This is a genomic window from Stenotrophomonas sp. YJH_SMC_119 (genome assembly GCF_059368315.1).
Window position 1 is genome coordinate 89,069 of the sequence record NZ_JCAFRP010000013.1, and the last position, 18,210, is coordinate 107,278.

The following is an 18,210-nucleotide window of genomic DNA, read 5'->3' on the forward strand; positions in this document are numbered from 1 at the left end:
CAGGGCCCTTTCCTGCGGAAAGGGATCCGGCCCAGGGGAGCTTGATCAGCCGCGGCGGAACGCGGCGGGGGTGCGGGCGCCGACGATGATCATGCGGATCATCGTGGAGATCTGCTCGACCAGTTCCGGATCCTTCTCCGGCGGCAGGTCCATGGCGGTGGCGCCCATGGCGAACACCAGGCGGGTGATGGCCTTGGCCACCAGTTCCGGGGCATGCAGTACGGCGCCATCCAGTGCGGCCAGGCGCACCAGGTCGTGCTGCAGCTCTTCTTCGAAGTAGTGCAGCTCGCGTTCGACCGCGTGCTTGAAGTCGTCCGAGCCGACCGCGCCTTCGCGCAGCAGCACGTGCAGCAGCTTGTCGTCGGCACGCAGCTGCTCCATGAAGGTCTCCACGGACACGCGCACCACGCTGGTGGCGGTGGAGGTGGCGCGCTGGCGGGCCTCGCCGATGATGGTGCGCAGCGAGCGGCCGGCGGCGTCGATCAGCGCCACGGCCAGTTCATCCATGTCGCGGAACTGACGGTAGAAGCTGTTCGGCGCGATGCCGGCCTCACGTGCCACTTCGCGCAGGCTGAGCGTGGACAGGCTGCGGTGCGGCCCGATCAGTTTCAGGGCGGCGGCCAGCAGATCCTCGCGGCTCACCGTACGGCGGGCCGGGCTGTTGGCATCTTCGGGCGTCGACAAGGCGGTGGCGGCGGCCATGGGGGTTCCGGTGGGGCGAGGCTGAATCATACCCAATCCGGTTCAATATACACATGTATACACAGGTGTATGTGCGCCCGTATAGTTCGCTCATGAGCGCTGTCGTCCGTCCGTCCCTGTTCTCTCCGTACCGCTGGGTCTCGCCGTCGCTGTTCGATTTCTGGGCGGGCCAGCTCAATCCCCTGTGGACCCTGCGCGAGCCGGTGGCCCGCCTGGTCCGGCGTGAGCCGGCCGGCGAGGGCGCGGCGACGCTGGTCCTGCGCACCAACCGGCACTGGGCCGGCATGCGTGCCGGCCAGCACGTCACCCTCGGCGTCGAGATTGAAGGACGCCTGTGGCAGCGCAGCTACAGCCCCACCGCACTGGGTCGGCGCGAGCTGGCGATCACCGTCAAGGCGATCGACGGCGGCCGGGTCAGCCAGCATCTGGTCAACCACGCGCAGCCGGGCGAACTGTTCCGCCTCGATGCCGCCTTCGGCGAGTTCCATATGCCGGCCGCGGCGCCGGTGCTGCTGCTGGCGGCTGGCAGTGGCATCACGCCGATGCGCAGCCTGTTGCGCGACGCCTGCCAGCGCCCGCTGGCAGCGCCGGTGGACCTGTTCTACTGGGAGCGCACCGCCGCCCATCTGCAGTTCCGTGATGAACTGCAGGCGCTGGCCGCGGCCCATCCGAACCTGCGCGTGCACCTGCTGACCACCCGCGAGGGTGAGGCGCCGGCCGCGCGAATCGATACCCATGATCTGCAGGTGGCCGGCGATGACACGCCGCTGGCGCAGCGCCATGTGCTGGCCTGCGGCCCGGACGGCTTCGTTGCTGCCGCGCGTGAGCGCCTGGCGCACCAGGTGGCTGGCTTCCAGGCCGAAGCCTTCACCCCGCCGGCGCCGCTGTGCGATGCCAGCAGCGAAGGCGAGGTGTCGCTGACGCTCGCGCGCAGTGGCCGCCAGCTGAGCGTGCCGCGTGGCCGCTCGCTGCTGGAAAGCCTCGAAGCCCATGGCATCAAGCCCAAGCATGGTTGCCGCATGGGCATCTGCAATACCTGCACCTGTGATCGCGTCAGTGGCGCCACCCGCCATCTGCGCACCGGCGACCTGCAGTCCGAATCGGCACAGCCGGTGCGGATCTGCGTGAGCGCACCGACCACCGACCTGACTTTGGATCTCTGAGGACGCCTGCCATGACCCGCGCTACCGACCGTGCCCTGAGTACTGCCGAGATGCATGCCTTCGGTGAGGAACTCGACGCGATCCGCGACCGTGTGATCGGCAGCCTCGGCGCCTCCGATACCCGCTACATCCGCCGCGTTGCCGCCGCCGTGCGCTGGTTCGGCGTGGGCGGCCGTGGCCTGCTGTTCCTTGCGGCGTTCTCGCCACTGTTCTGGATGCCGCTGCTGTGGCCGGCCGCGATCACCGGCACGCTGCTGCTGGCGCTGTCGAAGATCCTGGAGAACATGGAGCTGGGCCACAACGTCATGCATGGTCAGTTCGACTGGACCGGCGACCCCAAGCTCAACGGCAACACCTACGAGTGGGACATCGTTGCCACCGCCGACAACTGGCGCAAGACCCACAATTTCCGCCACCACACCTACACCAACGTGCGTGGCATGGACGATGACATCGGCTACGGCCTGCTGCGCATCTTCCCGGAACAGCGCTGGAAGCCGTTCTACCTGCTGCAGCCGATCATCGCACCGATCTTCGCGCTGCTGTTCCAGTGGGGCGTGGCCGCGCAGGACCTGCGGCTGGGCCGTTGGCTGAAGGGTCGTATCAGCGGCCGTGCGATGTGGATGCAGACCCGCCCGGTGGCGCGGAAAATGGCCCGCCAGGTGCTGAAGGACTACGTGTTCTTCCCGCTGCTGGCCGGCCCGTTCTTCCTCACCGTGATGCTGGGCAACATGGTGGCCAACGGCCTGCGCAACATCTGGACCTACGTGATCATCTTCTGCGGCCACTTCACCGCCGAATCGGAAACCTTCCCGAAGGAATGCCTGCGCAATGAATCGCGCGGCCACTGGTACCTGCGCCAGCTGCGTGGATCGTCCAACATCAGTGGCGGCTTCCTGATCAACGTGCTGTCGGGCAACCTCAGCCACCAGATCGAGCACCACTTCTACCCGGACCTGCCGGCCAACCGCTATGCGGCCATCGCCAATGAAGTGAAGGACATCTGCCGCCGCTACGGCCAGCACTACAACAACGGCTCGCTGCCGCGCCAGTTCGGCCAGGTGGTCTGGCGCATCCTGCGTCACGCGTTCCCGAGCAAGCCGCGTCGCCTGCCGATGTCGGACATCATGTCCGCACCGGCATCGGCCAACGCGGGCTGATCGACTCAGCCCGCTTTCGCCAGGTCCGCCTGCTCGCGGTCCAGGCGTCGCAGGAACACCTGCATTTCCTTGCGTGCCTGCTGGTCGCCCTTGCCGCCGGCCACGCTCAGGCCGCGTTGCCATGCTTCGCGCGCCGCCTGGGGCTGGCCACTGGCCAGCCAGGCCTTGCCCAGCAGCTTCCACGCCGCCGAGTACTGCGGATCAAGCACCACGCAACGGCCCAGATGGGTGGCCGCGCGCACCGGGTTGCCGGCATCCAGCCAGCCCTTGCCCAGGCCGAAGCGCAGCAGCGCGCCGTCCTTGCCGGCGGCGAGCATGCATTCCAGAGCTTCGATGTTCATCAGCGCACCTCCACCAGCAGCTCGGCCGGGCCGGGCTGGAAGCGGCCGCGATGGAACAGCAGCGGCGCGCCGCCGTTCTCGTGCACGTCGATGATGCGGCCGGCCAGCAGCAGGTGATCGCCCACCGGCCACTGTGCGTGGCGGGTACAGGTGAGATGGGCGACCGCACCGGCGATGCGCGGTGGGGCGTCCTCGTCGTCATCCAGCAATGCCAGGCCATCGAAGCGGTTGCGCACCTGCGGATCGGCAAAGCGCCGGGCCAGCGCTTCCTGGTCGGCCGCCAGCACGCTGATCGCAAAGCGGGTGGCGCGCTGGAAGGTGGACAGGCTCTGCGCGTGCAATGCCAGGTTCCACAGCACCAGCGGCGGCTGCAATGACACCGGCACGAACGAATTGATGGTCAGGCCGATGGGCTTGCCCTGCGCATCGCGTGCGCAGACGATGGCCACGCCGGTAGGAAAGTGGCCGAGCAGCCGCCGCAGTGCGCGCGGCGGCATCTCGACCGACGGCACCGGCGCCGGGGCGGGGAATACCCCCGCCCACGGCCCGGCGTACGGCAGTGTCTCGCCGCTCATGAGGCCCTGGCCTGGCGGTAGCGGCGGCCGACCTCGGCCCAGTTGATGATGTTGAAGAACGCACCGATGTAGTCCGGGCGACGGTTCTGGTAGTGCAGGTAGTAGGCGTGTTCCCAGACATCCAGTGCGAGGATCGGGGTGTTGCCCGACAGGCCCACGGCTGCACCCATCAACGGGCTGTCCTGGTTGGCGCTGCTTTCCACCTGCAGGCGGCCATCGCGATCGCTGGTCAGCCAGGCCCAGCCGCTGCCGAAGCGGGTCTGCGCCGCCTTGGTGAAGGCGTCCTTGAAGGCATCGAAGCCGCCAAGATCGCGGTCGATGGCGGCGGCCAGCTCGTCATCGGGTGCACCACCGTGGGTGCTGAGCACGGTCCAGAACAGGCTGTGGTTGGCGTGGCCACCGCCGTTGTTGCGGACCGCGCCACGCTGCGCCTCGGGCACGGCATCGAGGTTGGCGATCAGCGCCTCGACCGGCTGCTCGGCGATGCCGGCCTGCTCGATGGCGGCGTTGAGGTTGTTGACGTAGGTCTGGTGGTGCTTGCTGTGGTGGATCTCCATCGTGCGCGCATCGAAATGCGGCTCAAGGGCGTCGTAGGCGTAGGGGAGCGGGGGAAGCGAGTACGACATTGAAGCAATCTCCGTGGGGAAGGCCAGAGGGCTGGCCGTGGGGAGACTGTTATCGCACCTCAACATTGGTTGAGGTCAAGGGGCGGGGGGGGATGCGTGAAAGGGAGCAGGAGCGGCATGGTAGTGCCGGCCGCTGGCCGGCAATCAGCGAAGGTCGGGTTGCCGGCCAGCGGCCGGCACTACCAGAACCCGCTTTTCGAACCTCGCCGGCGCGCTGACGTGCCCGCTGCCAGCGTTATCATCAACTCAACCAGTCCTTGCACGCACCATCCACCTGGTCACCGCATGCCTGCTGCATCCGCTGCTGCAGCCGCGCCAGCGTCTCCGCACCCTGGTGCTTGCCGCTCCACGTCTTCAACTGCCCGGCCAGGCGCTCGAAGCGCTGGCGGGTGCGCTGGTGGTAGCCCGACGGCTGCGCTTCCAGTTCGGCGATCAGCGACGCGGTGGCCTGCTCGATGCGTGGTGCGTCGTCCGGTGCCAGCTTCAGCAACCCTTCCACGTACAGCACGCCCCACTGCACGCGGGTGGCCGGGCCCTGTGCACCGTCGTAGGCGCGCTTCAACCACTCCAGTGCACCGGCGGTATCGCCGCGCTGTTCGGCCAGCTCGGCCAGCTCGGGCATGTAGTAGTACGGCTGCTCGCTGCGCTTCAGCTCGGCCAGCAACAGCGCCTCGGCGCCCGCGTCGTCGCCGACCTGGCGCAATGCGTACGCCGCGCTGCTGATGGTGGCCTGGCGCGCATGCGCATCGGTGGCGGCGGCATCGGCAGCGGCCACGCGCTGCTTGACCCGCTCAACCAGGGCCGCGGGCAGTGCACCCTTCGGCTGCTGCTGGCGGGCCAGCGATACTTCGGTCAGCGCACGCGACAACGCGTCGTCGGCGCGATCACCGCGCTCGGCGTCTGCGCGCTCCAGTGCGACCAGCAGCTGCTGTCCCAGCGTGTTGCTGGTGGCCGGCCCGGCACTGGCCTGCTTGACCAGCTGCACGCCTGCATAGCCCAGCAACTCACGGTTGCGGCGCACTTCCGCCGGTTGTGCCAGCACCGCCTGCAGCAGCTCGCGTACTTCGGTGGGCGAGGCATCGGGCTTTTCGGCTGTTGCCAAGGCAAGCAGAGCGAAGCGGCGCTGCAGGGCGGCATCCGGTGCCGCCTTGGACAACTGGCGCAGTACGTCCTGGCTCTTGCGCTCGCCGGCGAGGCGGTTGGCGTCCACTTCCCAGCCGTAGTCTCCCAGTACCTGCCAGTCTTCGGCGGCCAGTCGGTCCGGCGTTGCCAACGCGGTGGCCAAGGTGGCGGCAATAGCACTGCGGCGGCCTGCGGCAACGGTCAGCGCCCGGGTCAGTTCGGCGGCGTCGTTGCCGCCGGCCACGCGGGTGATTTCGTTGCGCTGTGGGTCCAGCACGATCAGGGTCGGATAGCCGCGTACGCCGAAGCGTTCGCCCCAGGCCTGCGCTCCTTCCTCGTCGCCATCCAGATAGACCGGCACGAATTTGCTGGTCAGCGCAATGAAGGCCGGGTCCTTGAACAGGCCCGCCTTGAGCTGGTTGCACGGTGGGCACCAGACCGCGCCCCAGTACAGCAGCACCGGCTTGCCGCTGTCGGCGGCTTCGGCGAAGGCATCGTCCACATCGCCCTGGCGCCAGGCGATGGCGGACGCCGGCGCGGGTGCCTCGGCGGAGTTGGCGGTGGAAACCGGGGCCGGGGTGCAGGCGCTCAGCGCCGAAGCCAGCAGCAACACGGAAAGCGCGACGCGCATCGGCAGCATCTCGAAGGGCAGGGTGACAGGCCATTGTAGGAACCGCCGGCGAGCCCGCTGATTCAGTTTGCTCATGACGGGCGTGCTGCAGGGCATGACGCCCACCCGGCATTGCCGGGCAACGCCGGGCGCATGCCTTCAGGCCGCTGCCCGCACCATCTGCTGATACACCAACCCATTGAACTCGCCGACGTCACCGTCCAGCGCAAAGCCATAGCGCAGGTAGGTCGGTACTGCATTGAGCGAGGCGCGCACGGTCAGGACCGCCTCGCGCACCTGTGGAAGCACCGCCTCGAACAAAGCATGGCCAATGCCCTGGCCCTGGCAGGCGGGATCGACGAACAGCATCGCAAGGTGCCGGCCCTCCTTCAGTTCGATCACGCCGACGACACGGCCGTCCTGCTCGGCCACCAGGATGTGGCTGTCACCGTGCAGGCGCGCGCCGAATGCTTCGGCAGCGGCGACACTGCCGAAGGTGGCGATGCCGGCCGCGCTGAGCGAAGGCGCGACCGCCGCAGTGAACGCGGCCAGGCACACCGCGCTGATCGCAGGCAGGTCATCGACGTGGGCAGGGCGGATCGTCGGCATGCAGTGTTCTTCCGGTAGTGGGCGGCGCGTCATCGTTGCCGCAGGCCTGCACGCTAAGCTGGCGGCATGAGTGATTTCAATCCTGCTTACGCTGCCTTGTTTCCGCAACAGGGCCTGAGCCTGGGCCTGATGACGCCTGTCGCCGCGCATGGACTGGCCGATCCGAATGAGGCGCGGCGCATTGCGCGACTGGCCGATGATCTGGGCTTTGCCGCATTGTGGACGCGTGATGTACCACTGATGGTGCCGCAGGGTCCGGACGCGACAGCAAGCGCGCTGGATGACCCGTTCCTGTGGCTGGGCATGCTGGCTGCCGCGACCGGACGCATCGTGGTCGGCAGCGCGGCCATCGTGCTGCCATTGCGGCAGCCGCTGCAGGTGGCGAAGTCGGCCTTGAGCCTGGACCGGATCAGCGGCGGACGGTTCGTGCTGGGCCTGGGTTCGGGGGACCGCCCCGAAGAGTTCGCCGCATTCGGCGAGGATCTGGAGGGCAGGGCGGCGACCTTCCGTGCGCGCTGGACGTTGCTGCGCGCGGCGCTGTCACCGGAGGCCGATGAGCGGACCGCCGTACTGCAGGCGACGGGTGGCTTCGACGTGCTGCCGGCGCCGGCAACCCGCATCCCGATGCTGGTGGTGGGTACCGCGCGGCAGAGCCTGCAGTGGATCGCGCGCGAGGCCGAAGGCTGGGCCACCTATCACCGCGAGGAGGCCGCGCAGGAAGGGCGCATCGGCCTGTGGCAGCAGGCGCTGGTGCAGCGTGGTGGGCCAGCCAAGCCGTTCGTGCAGTCGATGCTGCTGGACCTGCAGGCCGATCCGCAGGCGCCAGCCGAGCCGCTGCCGCTGGGCCTGAAGGTCGGCCGCGATGGCCTGCGTGACTACCTGCTGCGCGTGCATGCGCAGGGCGTGGCGCACGTGATGTTCAACCTGGTCGACAACGGGCGGCCGATGGACGCGATGCTGCGTGAGATCGGGGAGCACGTTCTGCCACACACGCTCCGGTAGCTGTCCACCTCGGTGGGCACGCTCCAGCAGTCGAGCACGGCTCGACTCTACATGGGGTTCGCATCTGCGTATCATTCGCATTTGATACCCCGATGCTGGAGCCCCGCGTGACCCAACGTTCCCCCATGCACCCGACCGGACGTCTGTTCGCCGCGGTCGCTTTCATCGAGGCCGTGACCTGGGCCGGCCTGCTCATCGGCATGTGGATGAAGTACGGCCCGATGGCCAACGTGGCGCTGGTGAAGCTGTTCGGGCCGCTGCACGGCGTGGCCTTCCTGGTCTATGTGGCAGTCACCCTGTTCGCGGCGGTGCGCCTGCGCTGGCCGCGGTGGGCCAGTGCGCTGGCGCTGCTGGCAGCCATCCCGCCGCTGGTGACGCTGCCGCTGGAGTGGTGGTTCAAGCGCCGTGGCCTGCTGGGCCTGCGTGCGATGCGCTGAACCCACTGTTGCGCGCCCATTCAAGAGAATGGGTATCAAATGCAAATACGAGCCGTTATCATTTAAGGGTGGCGTCCGGTCCTGAGCAGGGCCGGTGCCGGGCGGGGTGCGCAGGCGTGCCCGGCCATCCTTTCCTGTTACGGCTGGTGTTCCATGCACGCACGTCCCGTCGTTCCCGGCTTGCCGGCGCTGGTGTTGGCTGCCCTGATCGGCACCATGGCGATGATGTCCTTCGTCGCCGTGATCGGCCCGGTGGTCCGCATGCTCGGCTTGTCCGAGTGGCATGCCGGCCTGTCGGTCACCGCCGCAGGCGTGTTGTGGATGCTGGCCGCGCGCCCCTGGGGCCAGCTCAGCGACCGCATTGGGCGCAAGCGCGTGCTGATCCTGGCGATGAGTGCCTATACGGCGGTCTACATCGCACTGGCGGTGTTCATCGACGTCGCCCTGCAGGCGGTGCCGCCGGTACTGGTGTCGGTGCTGGTGCTGGTCGGCGCGCGTGGCCTGATCGGCCTGTTCTACGCGGCGGTGCCTCCTACCGCAGCCGCGCTCATCGCCGACAAGGCACCGACCGGCCAACGTGCGAAGTTCCTCGCCCGCCTGGGCAGCGCCAACGCATTGGGCATGGTGCTGGGACCGGCTGCGGCTGGCTGGCTGGCCTATACCAATCTTTCGCTGGCGCTGTACGTGGCCGCGTTGCTGCCGTTGCTGGCACTGGCATTGCTGGCCTGGCGGCTGCCAGCGACGCCGCCGGTGGTGGGAGCATCCGCGCGGCGCCGCTCGCCGATGAGCCGTCTCGACGCGCGCCTGCGCCTGCCGCAGCTGGCAGCGTTCATCGCGATGGTCTCGGTGACCATCGCGCAGGTCACGGTCGGCTTCTTCGCGATTGATCGCCTGGGCCTGGATGCGGCGGCCGGTGCACGCATGGCCGGCATCGCACTTACCGCCGTTGGTGTCGGCCTGATCCTGGCGCAGGCGCTGGTGATGAAGCTGGAGGTACATCCACGCCGTTGGATCGTCCTTGGCGCCCTGATTTCCGGCATTGGCTTTGCTTCGGTGGCGGGCGTGCAGCAGGGCTGGCAGTTGCCGGCGGCGTACGCGCTGGCTGCGTTTGGCATGGGCTTCGTATTCCCCTCGTTCCAGGCGCTGGCCGCCGATGCGGTGGAGGCGCACGAGCAGGGCGCCGCCGCCGGCACCGTCGCTGCCGCGCAGGGGCTGGGCATGGTGGCCGGGCCGATGCTCGGCACGCTGTTGTATCGCGGCGGGCCAAGCCTGCCTTACCTGCTGGTCGGTGCGCTGCTGCTGTTGCTGTGCGCGCTGGCTGCAGCGCATCGGATGAAGGAGACCCCATGAACGATTCCCTGATGCAGGGCGCGTGGCCGGAGGCTGCGCCAGCGCCACTGGACAGCACCGACGACGCGTCGCTGTTCCTGCTGCAGCATGCCGGCCAGCACGTGCACGCACGCGGCTGCCGCGCCACGCTGCCGGCCGGTGCGCTGGCGACATTGGCAGAACGCGTCTCGGCGTTCTTTGCCCGGCAGCGTGGCGGTCCGGGCCTGCTGGTTGGCGCAGTGCCGTTCGAACCGCGTGCGGACGATGCGCTGTTCCAGCCCGAGCGCCTGCTGCCAGCGCTGGCACTGCAGCCGCAGGCCGCACCGCCGCTGGACGGTGCTCTGTGCGCCGAGCCTGCGCCGCAGGACTATGTGTCAGCGGTTGCCGCGGCGGTGCAGGTACTGCGCGCGCCCGAACTGAACCTCCAGAAGGTGGTGCTGGCGCGCAGCCTGCTGGCACGCACCCGCCAGGCGCTGTCTCCGGACGTGCTGCTGGCACGCCTGGGCGCAGATCCGTCGGTGGCGACCTACGCGGTGCCGTTGCCGGTGGAGCTGGGCCAGGCGCCGGCCTGGCTGGTGGGCGCGACGCCGGAACTGCTGCTGCGCAAGCGCGGCGCCGAGCTGTTGTCGCATCCTCTGGCCGGTTCCGCGCGGCGCAGCGCCGATGCCGCCGAGGACGAGCGTGCGGCGCAGGCGCTGCTGGCCTCGACCAAGGACCACGACGAGCACCGCCACGTGGTCGAAGCCATCGTCGAGGGCTTGGCACCGTACTGCAGCCACATCGATGCGCAGCCGCGCCCGGTGCTGCATGCCACCGCCAGCATGTGGCACCTGGGCACCCGCATCCACGCCACCCTGAAGGATCCGCAGGCGTCTGCCGCCGAACTGCTGGCGCAGCTGCACCCCACGCCGGCAGTCTGCGGTACGCCACGGTTGGCGGCGCTGCAGCGCATCCGCGAGCTGGAACCGGTGCCGCGCGGCTTCTACGCCGGTGCCGTGGGCTGGTTGGACGCGCAGGGTGACGGCGACTGGTACGTGGCGATCCGCTGCGCGCGCCTGCAGGGCACGCAGCTGCGCCTGTATGCCGGTGCCGGCATCGTCGCCGAGTCACACCCCGAGGCCGAGGTGGCCGAAACCGCAGCGAAGTTCGCTGCCCTGTTGAACGCGCTGGGTGTCCATGAATCCGCGCCCGCCATCGAGCCTGCCGCATGAGTACCTCCACTGACTCTTCCCGCCTGCCACTGCAGCAGGTGTGGCCCGACACGCTGGTGGCGCGCTATCGCGAAGCCGGTCACTGGCGTGGCGAGACCTTCCCGGGTTTCCTGCGCGAGCGTGCAGAACGCTACGCCGATGACATCGCGGTAGTCGCCGGCGACGTACGCCTGAGCTATGCGCAGCTGTGGCATGAGGCAGGCCGCATCGGTGCGGGCCTGCTGGCGCTCGGCCTGCAGCCTGGCGAACGGGTGCTGGTGCAGCTGGGCAATACCGCCGGGTTCATCACCACGGTCTGCGGCCTGTTCCGCGCCGGCCTGGTGCCGGTGTATGCGTTGCCGGCGCACCGCATCACCGAGCTGGTCCACTTCGCCAGCAAGGCGGAAGCCAGTGCCTACATCACCACCGCACTGCACGATGGCTTCGATCATCGCGCGTTGGCAAGGGCGCTGCAGGCCGAAGTGCCGGCGGTTCGCCATGTGGTGATCGACGGCGATGCGGCGGAGTTCATCGCGCTGGAGGCACTGCAGGGCGATCGCAGCCAGCTGCCGTCCGATCCGGACCCGCAGTCGGTGGCGTTCCTGCAGATATCCGGAGGCAGCACCGGGCTGTCCAAGCTGATTCCGCGTACCCACGACGACTACATCTACTCGTTCCGCGCCAGCAATGACCTCTGCGGCATCGACCGCGACAGCGTCTATCTGGTCGCGCTGCCGGCCGCGCACAATTTCCCGATGAGTTCGCCGGGCTTCTTCGGCGCACTGTATGCCGGCGCCCGCGTGGTGCTCAGTCCCGGCCCCGGTCCGGATGCGGCCTTCCCGCTGATCGCCCGCGAGCAGGTGACCTGCTGCGGGCTGGTGCCGCCGCTGGCGTTGCTGTGGGCACAGGCCGCCGCCACCAGCAAGCATGATCTGTCCAGCCTGCAGGTACTGCAGGTAGGCGGCGCCAAACTGGTGCCGGAAGCCGCACGACGGGTGATCGATGGCCTTGGCTGCACGCTGCAGCAGGTGTTCGGCATGGCCGAAGGCCTGGTCAACTACACACGGCTGGATGACCCGGAGGAACTGATCGTGGCCTGCCAGGGCAGGCCGATCAGTCCGGATGATGAAGTGCGCGTGGTCGATGATCACGACCAGCCGGTGGCCGAAGGCGAGGTAGGGCATCTGCTCACCCGTGGGCCGTACACCATCCGCGGCTACCACAACGACGCGGTCGCCAATGCGCGCTCGTTCACCGATGACGGCTTCTATCGTACCGGTGACCGTGTGCAGCAGCTGCCCGGAGGCTACCTGGTGGTGCAGGGCCGCGCCGGTGACCACATCAACCGTGCCGGCGAGAAGATCTCCGCCGAAGAGATCGAAGATCACCTGCTGGCCCACCCCGGTGTGTTCGATGCGGCCGTGGTCTCCATTCCCGACGAGTACCTGGGCGAGCGCAGCTGTGCCTTCGTGATTCCGCAGGGCGAACCGTTCAAGGCGCCGGCGCTGAAGTCCTGGATGCGCGGGCGCGGCCTGGCGGCGTTCAAGGTGCCCGACCAGGTCGTGTTGGTCGACAGTTTCGATACCACCGCGGTCGGCAAGATCAGCCGCCGCGAACTGCGCGCGCAGTTGCGTGCGCGTCATCTGCAACAGACAGGAGGAACGCGCTGATGGCGCTGCCCCGTATCACCGATTACCCCTTGCCGACCGCCGCCGAACTGCCGCAGGCACGCGGCCCGTGGCGCCCGCAGCGCGATCGTGTCGCCTTGCTGGTGCACGACATGCAGCGCTACTTCCTGGCCGCATTCGACGCCGGCAATGCACCGCTGCGGCCGGCCGTGGACAACATCGCACGCCTGCTGGCGCATTGCCGCGCGCGCGGTATTCCGGTGTTCTACACCGCCCAGCATGGCGACCAGGATCGCCGTGACCGTGGCCTGCAGGCCGACCTGTGGGGACCGGGCATGCGCCGCAGCGCCGACCATGAACCGATCATCGACGCGCTGGCACCGCAGCCGGGCGAGCACGTGCTGGTGAAGCACCGTTACAGCGCGTTCCAGCGCAGCAACCTGGAGACGCTGATGCGGGTGCGTGGCCGCGACCAGTTGCTGGTGACCGGCGTGTACGCCCATATCGGCTGCACCGCGACCGTGGTCGAAGCGTTCCAGCGTGATATCGAGGCCTTCATCGCCGCCGATGCCGTGGCGGACTTCTCGCGCGCCGATCACGATCAGGCGCTGCACTGGATCGCACGCACCTGTGGCGTGCCGATGACCACCGACCAGTTGCTGGAGGTGCTGTGATGGCTGCCACCGCTGAGATGCTGGATCTGGAGCGGATGCGTGCCGACGTGGCGCGCGTTCTGGAATGTACGCCGGCCGAGATCGGTGACGACGACAACCTGATCGACCTGGACCTGGACTCGATGCGCATGCTCGGCCTGGTCCTGGCCTGGGGCAACACCGGCCTGCCGATTGAGTTCTCGCAGTTGGCCGAGCACACCACGCTGCGCCAATGGTGGAACGTGGTGCAGACGCTGCAGGCCGCGCAGAACGCATGAACGCCGCTGCGCTGGCCACGCCGGTGGCATTGACCGAGGCCCAGACCGGACTGTGGTTTGCACAGCGGCTGGCGCCGGACAATCCGTCATTCAATACCGCGCACGCGGTGTGGATCGATGGCCCGCTGGACGTGACCGCGTTCGTTGCAGCGGCAGACCAGGCTGCGTTCGAAGCCCAGGCCTTTGCGCTGCGCTTTGCCGAAGGGGCCGATGGCCAGCCGCTGCAGTGGTACGACCCGGCACACGTGCCGCTGCTTTCGGTGCGTGATGTTTCCGCCGAAGCGGATGCTGCCGCTGCGGCACGCAGCCTGATGCACGCCGACCGGCTGAGCCCGGTCGACCCCGCCCGCGACCGGATCAGCCAACAGATGCTGCTTGAGCTGGGCGGGCAGCGCTGGGTCTGGTACCTGCGGGTGCATCATCTGGCGGCTGATGGCTATGGCATGGCGCTGTTCACCGATCGCGTGTGCGCGTTGTACGCCGGCCGCATGGGTGAGCCACTGCCGGGGCTGGCGGGCGTGCTGGCCGATGATGCCGCTTATCGTGCCGATCCGCGCCGCGCGCTGGCCGGGCAGTGGTGGCGTGAGCACATGCAGGGCGCACCGGCAGGCGTGGGCCTGGCCGGCACGCTCGCGGCCAGTGACGACGCGCTGCGCTGGGTGCAGCCGCTCGATGCGGCCTTCCGTGAGCAGCTGCTGCAGGCCTCTGTGCGTTGGCTGCAGCCCTGGCCGGATGTGCTGGCCGCGTTGTCGGCCGAGTACCTGCGGCGGATGAGCGCGGCCGATGAAGTGGTGCTGGGCGTGCCCTACATGGGGCGGCTCGGCAACGCGTCGGCGCGGGTGCCGGCGATGGTGATGAATGTGTTGCCGCTGCGCGTGGCGGCCGGCGAGGGCAGCGTGGAGGCCTTCACCCGCGGCCTGGGCCGGCAGCTCAGCCAGGGTCGCAAGCACGGCCGTTACCGCGGTGAGCAGCTGCGCCGGGACCTGGGCCTGGTCGGCGCGCAGCAGCGCCTGCACGGTCCGCTGGTGAATGTGCAGCCGTTCTACAAGGCGCTGACGCTGGCCGACGTGCAGGCGACGCTGGAGGTGCTGTGCACCGGGCCGGTGGATGACCTGACGCTGGGCTTCCGTGGCGATGGCCAGGCGCTGCTGGATCTGGAGATCGAGGCCAATCCCGCGCTGTACAGTCGCGAGGATGTCGAGGCGCACGCGGCGCGGCTGCTGCATTTCGTATCGGCGGCGCTGCAGGCTGACGATATCGCAGCCGTGCCCCTGGCGACGCCCGAGGAGGCGCAGCAGGTGCTGCAGGAATTCAATGCCACCGCGCACGCGCTGCCGGAGACGACCCTGGTCGAGCTGCTGCAGCAGGGCATGGATCGGGATCCGCACGCGCCTGCGCTGGTGTTCGGCGACACTACGCTGGACTACGCAACGCTGGAAGCGCGCAGTTTCGCGCTGGCGGCGCAGCTGCGGGCGATGGATGTCGGCCCGGGCAGCGTGGTGGCGGTGGCATTGCCGCGCTCGCTGGAGCTGGTGATCGCGCTGGTCGCGGTACTGCGCGCAGGCGCGGCCTATCTTCCGCTGGACCTTGCCCATCCCGATGAGCGGCTGGCACGTATTTTCGCCTCGGCACAGCCGGTGTGCGTACTGGCTGCGGCCGAGGATTCGGCGCGCATGGCCGGCGTACCGGTGCTCGCGCCGGAGCAGTGGACCGCGCTGAGCTTCGCCGCGCCGTGGGCCGATCCGGCGCCCAGCGATGCGGCCTATGTGATCTATACCTCCGGTTCCACCGGCGAGCCCAAGGGCGTGGTCATCGAACACCGTGCCATCGTCAACCGCCTGCTGTGGATGCGCGAGCACTACGGCATTCGCGCCGATGACCGCGTGCTGCAGAAGACCCCGGCCACCTTCGATGTCTCGGTCTGGGAGTTCTTCCTGCCGCTGCTGTGTGGGGCCACCCTGATGGTCGCCGGGCCTGACGCGCATCGCGATCCCACCGAACTGGCGCGCTTGATCCGTGGGCATGGGATCACCACGGCGCATTTCGTGCCGTCGATGCTCGATGCCTTCCTCGCTGCGCCGGCTTCGGCAGGGCTGCAGCTGCGCCGGGTGTTCACCAGCGGTGAGGCGCTGGACGCCTCATTGCGCGACCGTTTCCACACGCACGTGCACGCAGAGCTGCACAACCTGTACGGCCCGACCGAGGCCGCGGTGGATGTCAGCTACTGGCCGGCGTCGGCGCAGGATCGCTCGCGGCCGGTGCCGATCGGATTCCCGGTCTGGAACACCCGCCTGTACGTGCTGGACGCGCGGATGCAGCCGGTGCCGGTAGGCGTGGCCGGTGACCTGTACCTGGGGGGGGTGCAACTGGCACGTGGCTATCTCGGTCGCGATGACCTGACCGCCGAACGCTTCCTGGCCGATCCCTTCCTGGCGGGCGAGCGCATCTACCGCACCGGCGACGTAGCACGCTGGCGCCGCGATGGTGCGGTGGAGTACCTGGGCCGCAGCGACCACCAGGTGAAACTGCGCGGCCTGCGTATCGAACTGGGCGAAATCGAGGCGGCACTGCGCGAACTGCCTGGCATGGAGCGCGTGGAAGTGCTGCTGCGCCAGGATGCGCCCGGCGACGCCCGGCTGGTGGCCTATGTGCCAACCGCGCTTGCCGATGCCGTAATGCTGCGCAGCCACCTCGCCACGCGTGTGCCGGACTACATGGTTCCCTCGGCGTTTGTCGGCGTGGACCACTGGCCGGTGACCGCCAACGGCAAGCTCGACCGCAACGCGTTGCCGAAGCCACCGCAACTTGAAGTTGCCGGCTTGGCGCCGCGCACGCCATTGGAACAGGAGCTGGCGTTGCTGTTCGCCCAGGCGCTTGGGCGTGAGGCGCCGGTGGCGGTGGATGCGGACTTCTTCAGTCTCGGCGGTGACTCGCTTTCGGCGGTGCACCTGCTGCTGGCCATCGAGCAGCGCTGGCGCTGCGATCTGGGTCTGGGTGCCTTGTTCGCGCAGCCCACCGTGGCCGCGCTGGCGGTTCGAATTGCCGAGCCGCCCGCGCTGGCCGATCACGCACTGGGGCCAGTGATCGCGCTGGCCGCGACCGACGCTGCCGGGCCCACGCCGCTGTTCGTGCTGCACCCGGCCGGTGGCATCGCCTGGAACTACCGCACCCTGGCCCGTGCACTGCAGCCGGCACGCCCGGTGTATGGCCTGCAGTCGCCGGCACTGGACGCGCGGCTGCCGCTGCCAAGCAGCATCGAGGCGATGGCCAACGACTACGTACAGCGCGTGGTCGCACTGCAGCCGAAGGGGCCGGTGCATCTGCTGGGCTGGTCGGTGGGTGGCATCCTCGCCCAGGCGATGGCGGTGCGCCTCCACGAGATCGGGCGCGAGGTTGGCGAGCTGGTGCTGCTGGACGCTTATCCCAGCGAGTGCTGGCGGGCCGAGCCGGAACCCGATGCCATCGCTGCATTGCGGGCACTGCTGGCGATTGCCGGCCACGATCCGGATGCGCATCCGGAGCTGGACAGCCGTGAACGCATTCTGGCGTTCCTGCGGCGTGGTGGCAGTGCACTCGGCAGCCTGCCGGATGTGGTGCTCGACGGCGTGGTGCGCGCGGTGACCGGCACCAATCGATTGATCCGCGAACACATCCACCAACGGTTCGATGGCACGCTGGTGCACGTCCGCGCGGGCCGGGATCACCAGGCGCGACCACAGCTGCAGTCGGCGTTGTGGCGGACCCACGCGCGCAAGGTGCAGGCCTTGGAACTGCCGTTCCTGCACGCCGAGCTGACCGGCCGCGATGCGGTGGCGCAGCTGGCGCCATGGTTGTCGGCGCGGCTGCGCCAATGGGACGAGCAACAGGAGATCGCAACATGCAGTTGACCGGTTTTGAAGGCCGCGTGGCATTGGTGACCGGTGCCTCCGGCGGCATCGGCGAGGCACTGGTACGGCTGTTGGTCGAGGCCGGCTGCACGGTGGTGGCGACCGATCGTGAGGCGCCACACGTGGCCGATACGCGGGTCAGGTCGTTCGCACTCGACGTGACCGACAGCGCAGCGGTGGACGCCCTGGTGGATCGTGTGGAAGCCGGCATCGGGCCCATTGGCCTTGCCTCCAACGTGGCGGGTGTTCTGCATGTGGGAGCTGTTGCGGAGACCACCGATACCGATTGGCGCCGGGTGTTCGCGGTCAACGCCGATGGCGTGTTCCACGTTGGGCGTGCGCTGGCGCGGGTGATGTCACCGCGTGGCCAGGGCGCGATCGTCACCGTCAGCTCGAATGCGGCCGGTGTGCCGCGGCATGGCATGGCGGCGTATGCCGCGTCCAAGGCCGCCGCCACCATGTTCACCCGCTGCCTCGGGCTGGAGCTGGCGCCGCTGGGCATCCGCTGCAACATCGTCGCCCCGGGGTCCACGTTGACCCCGATGCAGACCGGCATGTGGCAGGACGAGCGCGGTGCCGAGCGGGTAATCGCCGGCAGCCTGGAGTCCTACAAGGCCGGCATTCCACTGCGCAAGCTGGCCACCCCCGAGGACATTGCGCACTCAGTGATGTTCCTGCTCTCCGACCAGGCCGGGCATGTGGCGATGAGTGATCTGTACGTCGACGGCGGCGCCACCCTGCGCGGCTGAGCCCCGGCGGCCGCCTGCCGGCAGTGGTAGTGCCGGCCGCTGGCCGGCAACCCACAGCTCCGGTAGTGCCGGCCGCTGGCCGGCAAGCTCATTCAACTTCAGACATCTCCCAACCTCCATCGAGGCATGGCCCGACAGCCAGCGCCCAA

Annotated in this window: 17 protein-coding genes; 11 read left to right on the forward strand and 6 right to left on the reverse strand. The window is 68.8% G+C overall.

The genetic code is table 11. The annotated features are described in order from the left end of the window. Positions 1–45 precede the first annotated feature (45 nt). Complete coding sequence (gene fabR / locus AC5P6S_RS17345; RefSeq protein WP_005409961.1) at positions 46–702, reverse strand: HTH-type transcriptional repressor FabR; 657 nt, start codon at positions 700–702, stop codon at positions 46–48. Between the two features lie 92 nt (positions 703–794). On the opposite strand from fabR, the gene AC5P6S_RS17350 reads away from it, so the two are divergent. Both AC5P6S_RS17350 and AC5P6S_RS17355 read left to right on the forward strand, forming a co-directional pair. Further along, positions 795–1,865, forward strand: coding sequence for a ferredoxin reductase (locus AC5P6S_RS17350; RefSeq protein WP_262101627.1), 1,071 nt, complete (start codon positions 795–797; stop codon positions 1,863–1,865). Positions 1,866–1,876: 11 nt separating this feature from the next. Continuing rightward, complete coding sequence (locus AC5P6S_RS17355; protein ID WP_005409959.1) at positions 1,877–3,025, forward strand: fatty acid desaturase family protein; 1,149 nt, start codon at positions 1,877–1,879, stop codon at positions 3,023–3,025. 5 nt (positions 3,026–3,030) lie between these two features. Here the strand turns inward: AC5P6S_RS17355 and AC5P6S_RS17360 are convergent, their stop codons facing one another. The 5 genes from AC5P6S_RS17360 to AC5P6S_RS17380 all read right to left on the reverse strand — a co-directional run bounded on the left by AC5P6S_RS17360 (position 3,031) and on the right by AC5P6S_RS17380 (position 6,908). Continuing rightward, positions 3,031–3,366, reverse strand: a complete 336-nt coding sequence (locus AC5P6S_RS17360; protein WP_495204685.1) for a tetratricopeptide repeat protein — start codon at positions 3,364–3,366, stop codon at positions 3,031–3,033. Continuing rightward, entirely contained in the window at positions 3,366–3,941 is a 576-nt protein-coding gene (locus AC5P6S_RS17365) for a flavin reductase family protein (protein WP_012480517.1), read from the reverse strand. Before AC5P6S_RS17365 ends, AC5P6S_RS17360 begins: the two co-directional genes overlap by 1 nt. Then, on the reverse strand, positions 3,938–4,567 hold the full coding sequence (locus tag AC5P6S_RS17370) for a superoxide dismutase (RefSeq protein ID WP_049451607.1): 630 nt from the start codon (positions 4,565–4,567) through the stop codon (positions 3,938–3,940). The genes AC5P6S_RS17365 and AC5P6S_RS17370 overlap by 4 nt, the downstream gene beginning before the upstream one ends. 241 nt (positions 4,568–4,808) lie before the next feature. After that, on the reverse strand, positions 4,809–6,329 hold the full coding sequence (locus tag AC5P6S_RS17375; RefSeq protein WP_449342889.1) for a thioredoxin family protein: 1,521 nt from the start codon (positions 6,327–6,329) through the stop codon (positions 4,809–4,811). Between the two features lie 129 nt (positions 6,330–6,458). After that, a complete protein-coding gene (locus tag AC5P6S_RS17380; RefSeq protein ID WP_065183539.1) occupies positions 6,459–6,908 on the reverse strand; it encodes a GNAT family N-acetyltransferase in 450 nt (149 codons plus the stop codon). A 66-nt stretch (positions 6,909–6,974) separates the two neighbouring features. Between AC5P6S_RS17380 and AC5P6S_RS17385 the strand changes: the two genes are divergently transcribed. From AC5P6S_RS17385 to AC5P6S_RS17425, 9 genes are all read left to right on the forward strand, one after another. Further along, on the forward strand, positions 6,975–7,910 hold the full coding sequence (locus AC5P6S_RS17385; RefSeq protein ID WP_076740116.1) for a TIGR03571 family LLM class oxidoreductase: 936 nt from the start codon (positions 6,975–6,977) through the stop codon (positions 7,908–7,910). A gap of 125 nt (positions 7,911–8,035) precedes the next feature. Further along, the gene (locus AC5P6S_RS17390; protein WP_076740115.1) at positions 8,036–8,347 is read left to right on the forward strand and encodes a DUF3817 domain-containing protein; all 312 of its coding nucleotides are present in this window, start codon (positions 8,036–8,038) and stop codon (positions 8,345–8,347) included. Positions 8,348–8,500: 153 nt separating this feature from the next. Then, complete coding sequence (locus AC5P6S_RS17395) at positions 8,501–9,697, forward strand: MFS transporter (RefSeq protein WP_242875163.1); 1,197 nt, start codon at positions 8,501–8,503, stop codon at positions 9,695–9,697. Beyond that, positions 9,694–10,887, forward strand: a complete 1,194-nt coding sequence (locus tag AC5P6S_RS17400) for an isochorismate synthase (protein WP_495204686.1) — start codon at positions 9,694–9,696, stop codon at positions 10,885–10,887. Before AC5P6S_RS17395 ends, AC5P6S_RS17400 begins: the two co-directional genes overlap by 4 nt. Further along, positions 10,884–12,536: a (2,3-dihydroxybenzoyl)adenylate synthase gene (locus tag AC5P6S_RS17405; protein WP_012480510.1), complete on the forward strand. Its 1,653-nt coding sequence runs from the start codon at positions 10,884–10,886 to the stop codon at positions 12,534–12,536. Before AC5P6S_RS17400 ends, AC5P6S_RS17405 begins: the two co-directional genes overlap by 4 nt. Then, positions 12,536–13,168 carry an isochorismatase family protein gene (locus AC5P6S_RS17410; RefSeq protein WP_033835614.1) on the forward strand — a complete coding sequence of 211 codons (633 nt, stop codon included), beginning with the start codon at positions 12,536–12,538 and terminating at the stop codon, positions 13,166–13,168. Before AC5P6S_RS17405 ends, AC5P6S_RS17410 begins: the two co-directional genes overlap by 1 nt. Further along, entirely contained in the window at positions 13,168–13,425 is a 258-nt protein-coding gene (locus AC5P6S_RS17415) for a phosphopantetheine-binding protein (RefSeq protein ID WP_005409947.1), read from the forward strand. Before AC5P6S_RS17410 ends, AC5P6S_RS17415 begins: the two co-directional genes overlap by 1 nt. Then, a complete protein-coding gene (locus tag AC5P6S_RS17420) occupies positions 13,422–17,312 on the forward strand; it encodes an enterobactin synthase subunit F (protein ID WP_495204687.1) in 3,891 nt (1,296 codons plus the stop codon). The genes AC5P6S_RS17415 and AC5P6S_RS17420 overlap by 4 nt, the downstream gene beginning before the upstream one ends. After that, on the forward strand, positions 17,303–18,061 hold the full coding sequence (locus AC5P6S_RS17425; protein WP_495204688.1) for a 2,3-dihydro-2,3-dihydroxybenzoate dehydrogenase: 759 nt from the start codon (positions 17,303–17,305) through the stop codon (positions 18,059–18,061). The genes AC5P6S_RS17420 and AC5P6S_RS17425 overlap by 10 nt, the downstream gene beginning before the upstream one ends. The last annotated feature ends 149 nt before the right edge of the window (positions 18,062–18,210 follow it).

What these genes read in the sequence shown, in the direction of transcription:
- fabR (WP_005409961.1), bottom strand. Translation starts at nt 702, where the DNA reads ATGGCCGCCGCCACCGCCTTGTCGACGCCCGAAGATGCCAACAGCCCG.
- AC5P6S_RS17355 (WP_005409959.1), top strand. Translation starts at nt 1,877, where the DNA reads ATGACCCGCGCTACCGACCGTGCCCTGAGTACTGCCGAGATGCATGCC.
- AC5P6S_RS17350 (WP_262101627.1), top strand. Translation starts at nt 795, where the DNA reads ATGAGCGCTGTCGTCCGTCCGTCCCTGTTCTCTCCGTACCGCTGGGTC.
- AC5P6S_RS17375 (WP_449342889.1), bottom strand. Translation starts at nt 6,329, where the DNA reads ATGCTGCCGATGCGCGTCGCGCTTTCCGTGTTGCTGCTGGCTTCGGCG.
- AC5P6S_RS17380 (WP_065183539.1), bottom strand. Translation starts at nt 6,908, where the DNA reads ATGCCGACGATCCGCCCTGCCCACGTCGATGACCTGCCTGCGATCAGC.
- AC5P6S_RS17370 (WP_049451607.1), bottom strand. Translation starts at nt 4,567, where the DNA reads ATGTCGTACTCGCTTCCCCCGCTCCCCTACGCCTACGACGCCCTTGAG.
- AC5P6S_RS17360 (WP_495204685.1), bottom strand. Translation starts at nt 3,366, where the DNA reads ATGAACATCGAAGCTCTGGAATGCATGCTCGCCGCCGGCAAGGACGGC.
- AC5P6S_RS17415 (WP_005409947.1), top strand. Translation starts at nt 13,168, where the DNA reads ATGGCTGCCACCGCTGAGATGCTGGATCTGGAGCGGATGCGTGCCGAC.
- AC5P6S_RS17365 (WP_012480517.1), bottom strand. Translation starts at nt 3,941, where the DNA reads ATGAGCGGCGAGACACTGCCGTACGCCGGGCCGTGGGCGGGGGTATTC.
- AC5P6S_RS17420 (WP_495204687.1), top strand. Translation starts at nt 13,422, where the DNA reads ATGAACGCCGCTGCGCTGGCCACGCCGGTGGCATTGACCGAGGCCCAG.
- AC5P6S_RS17395 (WP_242875163.1), top strand. Translation starts at nt 8,501, where the DNA reads ATGCACGCACGTCCCGTCGTTCCCGGCTTGCCGGCGCTGGTGTTGGCT.
- AC5P6S_RS17410 (WP_033835614.1), top strand. Translation starts at nt 12,536, where the DNA reads ATGGCGCTGCCCCGTATCACCGATTACCCCTTGCCGACCGCCGCCGAA.
- AC5P6S_RS17425 (WP_495204688.1), top strand. Translation starts at nt 17,303, where the DNA reads ATGCAGTTGACCGGTTTTGAAGGCCGCGTGGCATTGGTGACCGGTGCC.
- AC5P6S_RS17390 (WP_076740115.1), top strand. Translation starts at nt 8,036, where the DNA reads ATGCACCCGACCGGACGTCTGTTCGCCGCGGTCGCTTTCATCGAGGCC.
- AC5P6S_RS17400 (WP_495204686.1), top strand. Translation starts at nt 9,694, where the DNA reads ATGAACGATTCCCTGATGCAGGGCGCGTGGCCGGAGGCTGCGCCAGCG.
- AC5P6S_RS17385 (WP_076740116.1), top strand. Translation starts at nt 6,975, where the DNA reads ATGAGTGATTTCAATCCTGCTTACGCTGCCTTGTTTCCGCAACAGGGC.
- AC5P6S_RS17405 (WP_012480510.1), top strand. Translation starts at nt 10,884, where the DNA reads ATGAGTACCTCCACTGACTCTTCCCGCCTGCCACTGCAGCAGGTGTGG.